At 67.2% G+C, this 3437-nt stretch carries 4 protein-coding genes; 3 read left to right on the plus strand and 1 reads right to left on the minus strand.

What is annotated here, in order from left to right:
• Positions 1 to 736 (minus strand): N-acetylmuramic acid 6-phosphate etherase (locus tag EN742_RS28580; protein ID WP_128333549.1); only part of this gene is annotated, 736 nt, incomplete at its 3' end.
• Positions 737 to 935: 199 nt separating this feature from the next.
• Between EN742_RS28580 and EN742_RS28585 the strand changes: the two genes are divergently transcribed.
• From EN742_RS28585 to EN742_RS28595, 3 genes are all read left to right on the plus strand, one after another.
• The gene (locus EN742_RS28585) at positions 936 to 1817 is read left to right on the plus strand and encodes an N-acetylglucosamine kinase (RefSeq protein ID WP_127405341.1); all 882 of its coding nucleotides are present in this window, start codon (positions 936 to 938) and stop codon (positions 1815 to 1817) included.
• A complete protein-coding gene (locus tag EN742_RS28590) occupies positions 1814 to 2593 on the plus strand; it encodes a GntR family transcriptional regulator (protein ID WP_127405340.1) in 780 nt (259 codons plus the stop codon). The genes EN742_RS28585 and EN742_RS28590 overlap by 4 nt, the downstream gene beginning before the upstream one ends.
• The coding region (locus EN742_RS28595; RefSeq protein ID WP_148670319.1) for an SIS domain-containing protein at positions 2590 to 3437 on the plus strand (848 nt) is incomplete at its 3' end. The genes EN742_RS28590 and EN742_RS28595, both read left to right, overlap by 4 nt.

The following is a 3437-nucleotide window of genomic DNA, read 5'->3' on the forward strand; positions in this document are numbered from 1 at the left end:
GCCCGCTGAGGGGGGCGACGATGCGGACTGCGCGGTCGCGCAGCTTGATGTTGTCGGCTGTGAGGTTGACCATGTAGCCGTCATGGACATGGCCGAGATGGACGGCGGCGAGCGTCGACAGCATGTTGAGCGCGATCTTCTGGGCGGTGCCGGCACCCATGCGCGTCGAGCCGGCGATCAGTTCCGGCGGCGTCTCGAGCACGATCGCGACATCGGCCAGCCGGAAGAGCGGCGCATCTTTGTTGTTGGCGATGGCGATGGTCGCGGCGCCTCGGCTCCGCCCATCCTCGAGTGCGGCGACCGCATAGGGCGTCGAGCCGCTGGCGGAGATGGCGATCAGGCAGTCGCCCTCGCCGATTCCGGCGGCGGCGACCGCGGCCGAGGCCTCATCGGTGTCGTCCTCGGGTCCGCCGGCGAGTGTATGGAAGGCCTCGTCGCCGCCGGCGATCAGAATGGCGATGCGGTCGCGCCCGATGCCGAACGTGCCTGGCAGTTCCAGAGCATCGGCCAAGGCCATAAGGCCCGAGCTGCCGGCGGCCGCATAGGCGAGCCTGCCGCCACCCTTAAGACGGTCGGCGATAATTTCGGCGGCTGCCGCTATCGAAGGAATGGCGCCGCGCACGGCCCTGGCGGCCTCGATCTGCGCATCGGCGAGAAAGGAAAGGATGGCGTCCGGGGCCTGGATATCCAGCCCCTCGGCATTCTGGTGACGCGCTTCGGTGCGCTTCTCGGCCATCCGATGTCCTCCAACTGACAAAACAATACCAAAAAAATACCACTTGTCCACATCGATTAACGAATTCGTTGCCTCAAAATCGTCTTGCCGGCAAAATATCGTGGTCTTTCAATAAAATACGCCTTAATCTTTTTGAAAGCGAAATTAACTCTTGGCTATTGGTATTTTATTGGTATTATCCGTCCGGAGGAGAAATCGCGTGAATTTCGTACTTGGCATCGATGGCGGCGGCACCAGCTGCAGGGCGGCCCTTGCGACCGCTGACGGCGTCGTGCTTGGCCGCGCCAAAAGCGGCGCCGCCAACATCCGCACCGACCTCACCGGCGCCAGGACCAACATCGTCGAGGCGGCAAGGCAGGCCTTCGTCGCCGCCGGCAAGGATCCGGAACTCATCCCGCAAACGCCCGCCATTCTCGGCCTCGCCGGCGCCAATGTCGGCACTTACAGGCAGCAACTCGAAGCGATCCTGCCGTTCAGCGCCAGCCGCGTCGAGACCGACGCCGAGATCGCGCTGGAGGGTGCGGTCGGGCCCAGCGACGGCGCCATGGCCATCCTCGGCACCGGCACCGCCTATATGGCGCGCAAGGCGGGCAAGTCACGCGCCATTGGCGGCTGGGGTTTTCAGGTCGGCGACCAGGGCAGCGGCGCGCGCATCGGCCGCGACCTGCTGGAGCAGACACTGCTCGCCTATGACGGCATCCGTCCAGCCTCGCCGCTGACCGCGGCGATGCTCGCCGTCTTCCGCAACAACCCCGAGGACGTCGTCGAGTTCACCACCAATGCCAAGCCCGGCGATTTCGGCGGTTTCGCGCCAAAGGTCTTCGACCATGCCGCCAAGGGCGATCTTGTCGCCAACTGGATTCTCGACAAGGCGGTTGCCGATGTCGAAGCCTCGCTCGGGGCGCTCGATCTTGCCGGCAATGCGCCGCTCTGCCTGCTAGGCGGCCTGGCGCCGCTCTATGCGCCGCGGCTTTCGGCGCGCTACCAGGCTCTGCTGAAGCCGGCGCTCGACGATGCGCTGGGCGGCGCCGTGCAGATGGCGGTGCGCATCTTTGCGCGCGGTTCGGAGGTTGCCCAATGAGCGCCGCCGACCAGATTTTCGCCATGCTGAAGGAATCGTCGCAGAGCGGCGCGCCGCTCTATCTGCAGCTCAGGAAGAGCATCGAGGAAGCGGTCAACCGCGGCCTGATCGGGCCGGGCGACGCGCTGCCGTCGGAGCGCGACATCGCCAGCAAGGCCGACATCTCGCGCGTCACCGTGCGCAAGGCGGTGCAGGATCTGGTCAAGGGCGGCATCCTCGTCCAGCGCCACGGTTCCGGCACCTTCGTCGCGCCGCGCATGGAGCGCGTCGAGCAGTCGCTGTCCAGGCTCACCTCGTTCACAGAAGACATGGCGCGGCGCGGCATGGTGGTGCGCTCGGCCTGGCTCGATCGCGGCCTCTACGCGCCTTCGCCCGACGAGACAATGGTGCTCGGCCTGTCGTCGAACGAGCTGGTGGCGCGGGTGGCGCGCCTGCGCATCGCCAACGACACGCCGCTGGCGATCGAGCGCGCCGCGCTCTCGGCCAGCGTGCTGCCCGATCCCGAGGCGATCGGCACTTCGCTCTATGCCGCACTGGAAATGACCGGCAACCGGCCAGTGCGGGCGGTGCAGCGCATTTCCGCCGCTAATCTCGGCGATGGCGATGCGCGGCTGCTGGAAGTACCGCCCGGGATTGCCGGCCTGCATATCGAACGTATTTCCTATCTTGCGAGCGGCAAGGTGATCGAATTCACCCGCTCGATTTACAGGGGCGACGCTTACGATTTCGTCGCCGAACTCCGGCTGACCGGGCCGGGAGAGGAGAGCCGGCCATGAGCGCGACCATCACCCATATGCGGCGCGAGATCGAAGAGATCCCGGAAGCAACCGCCCGCCTGCTCGACGGTTCGGCGGCGGTGCTGACCGAGGCCGGGCGCGGTATCCGCGAGCGCGATCCGAGTTTCGTCGTCACCGTCGCGCGCGGCTCATCCGACCATGCCGCCACCTTCATGAAATACGCCGTCGAGCTGACCGCCGGCCTTGCCGTCGCCTCGGTCGGCCCGTCCATCGCCTCGATCTATGGCGCTAGGCTGAGGCTCGCCGGCTCCGCCTGCCTGGCGATCTCGCAATCGGGCAAGAGTCCCGACATCGTCGCCATGGCGGAGACGGCCAGGGCCGGCGGCGCGCTCACCGTCGCCATCACCAACACCGCCGATTCGCCGCTGGCGCGCGCCTCGGACTTTGCCATCGACATCCTCGCCGGACCGGAGCGCAGCGTCGCCGCGACCAAGACCTTCGTCAATTCGGCCGTCGCTGGCCTGGCGCTGATGGCGCATTGCACCGGCGACGAGGCGCTGCTTGCGGCATTGGCGCACCTGCCCGAGCATTTCGAGAAGGCAATCGCCTGCGACTGGATGGCGTTGGCCGGCCCACTGGAGACGCCGCGGTCGCTGTTCATCCTCGGTCGCGGCCCGTCGGCGGCGATGGCCAACGAGGCGGCGCTGAAATTCAAGGAGACCTGCGGCATGCATGCCGAAGCCTACAGCGCGGCCGAGGTCATGCACGGACCGCTGGCGCTGGTCGGGCCGGGCTTTCCGGTGCTGGCGCTCGCCGCCCGCGACGCTTCCGAACCCTCGCTCGCCGAGGCCGCCGACAGTCTCGCCCGCAAGGGCGCCGCCGT

It is taken from the genome of Mesorhizobium sp. M4A.F.Ca.ET.020.02.1.1 (assembly GCF_004022645.1).
Taxonomy (GTDB): domain Bacteria; phylum Pseudomonadota; class Alphaproteobacteria; order Rhizobiales; family Rhizobiaceae; genus Mesorhizobium.